The sequence below is a fragment of the Cupriavidus numazuensis genome (assembly GCF_905397435.1).
Classification (GTDB): domain Bacteria; phylum Pseudomonadota; class Gammaproteobacteria; order Burkholderiales; family Burkholderiaceae; genus Cupriavidus; species Cupriavidus numazuensis.
Map to the genome: position 1 here is coordinate 1 of NZ_CAJPVI010000142.1, position 1777 is coordinate 1777.

At 69.9% G+C, this 1777-nt stretch carries 1 protein-coding gene and 1 pseudogene; both read right to left on the reverse strand.

The genetic code is table 11. The features are described from left to right. A partial coding sequence (locus tag KHO41_RS40870) for an H-NS histone family protein (RefSeq protein WP_244874284.1) occupies positions 1-1315 on the reverse strand: 1315 nt, incomplete at its 3' end. Positions 1316-1439: 124 nt separating this feature from the next. Continuing rightward, positions 1440-1777: pseudogene (locus KHO41_RS40875) on the reverse strand (DNA-binding protein); the annotation flags it as partial.

Consider the following 1777-nt stretch of genomic DNA (forward strand, 5'->3'; position numbering starts at 1 on the left):
GCTTCTTGCCAAGCCACGCGGGAGCCCGACCGCGCCCCGACCAGGTCTGGCCCGTCTTCGGGTTGCGGTACCTCGGACGCGGCGCGGCCTTCGTCTTGGCCGGCACCGCGCGGGCAGCGGGCTCAACCCTGGGCTGGCCCGCAATTTCCTCCATGCTGAGGTCGTACTCCTGCATCCACTGCCGAATCTCCTCCACGACCTTGGGCACCGCGGCTCGCAACTGCTCCAGTTGCGCATTGACAGAGGCCAGTTGGGCGAGCAGTGAGGATTGGGACGGGCGTTGGGTGGCGGTAGGCGCTTTTTGCTCCTGTCGCGGCTTCCGGGTTCGCGTCTGCTGCGTCGGCGCTTCCGGGGCCGCCTCCACGCCAGGCAGTGTTCTCGGCTTCGGCCCGCGCTTCCGCGTTGGGGTCGCTTGAGTCGTGACTTCCGGCGCGGCAACTTCCGCTAGGATTTTCGGCTTCCGACCGCGCTGCGGGGTCCGCGTCTCTTTAGGCGCAGCTTCCGGCGCGGCCGTTTCGGCGAGCGCTTTCGGCTTCCGACCGCGCTTTGGGGCCCGCGTCTCTTCACGCGCAGCTTCCGGAGTGGCCGTTTCGGTGAGCACTTTCGGCTTGCGACCGCGCTGCGGGGCCTGCGTCTCTTCCGGCGCAGCTTCCGGAGCAGCTGTTTCGGCGAGCGCTTTCGGTTTCCGACCGCGCTTCGGTGCCCGCGCCTCTTCCGGCGCAGCTTCCGCAGCGGCAGTTTCGGTGAGCGCTTTCGGCTTCCGACCGCGCTTCGGGGCCCGCGTCTCTTCCGGCGCGGCTTCCGGAGCTGGGGCGTCAAGCGGTGCGACCGGGGCGGCCGTCTCGGTCCGTTCGTCCTGGGCGGCCGCTTCCGTCGGTTCGTCCGTGGCCAGCACTTCCACCGGAGCGTCGACCACGGCTTCCGGGGTCGCTGCCGAGGGCATGGCTTCCATGGGCGCTTGCGGCGCGTCCGATTCCCTCAACGCTGCCGAGGCGGCGGCTTCCCGCGATGCTTCCGGTGCCACGACTTCCGTCGCAGCGTCCGGGGCGGTGTAAGGCCGCCGGCGCCGATAGGACACGGTCGCCGTCGGGCCGCTCTCCCGGCTGGTCGACCAGAAGTCCATGCGTCGGGTCTGCGTGTCAGCAGTGTCAGCGCTGCCACGACCGACGCCTGCACCACGGGCTTCACCACTGACGGGATCCGCGTCGCGCATCGCCTCCGCGATGGGAAGCTCCATCTGGCCAAGTGCGTCCGTCGCCTTGGTCGCGACCAGGGGTTCCACTGCTGGTTTGGGGGCCAATTTGTTCTCCTTCATTGCCGTCACTGCCGGTGCAGACGCTGCCTGATCCCATGGACGGTGAGACCTTGTCTCTTGCGTGTCGTTCGCTTCTCGCCTATGCCCCTCTGCGCCGGGATCCCGCGGAATCGCGTCCGCCCGCTCAGTCTTTGCTGTCATCGCTGCCGTCACTGCTGTCGTTGCCTTCGTCCTGATGGTTGGGGTGCGCCGCCCCCGGCGCGTCGCCCCGCTCTTCACCCTGCGCTTCGCCCCGCTCATCCTGCTGCGCTTCCCCCTGACCGTCGCCTTGTTCTTCCGGCGCGGCTGCTGCCGAACGGTCGCCCTTGCGCCGCCGGCCCCCTTCGCGTTCGCGCGGCACGACGCGCAGGGTGGCCAGCCACTGGCGCGCGAGCGCCGCTTCGGCTTCGGCCCGCTCGGCCCGGCGCTGCGCCGCGGCGAGTTCCGTTTGCACGGCGTCCAGGTCGGTCGCGGCCTGGTGTT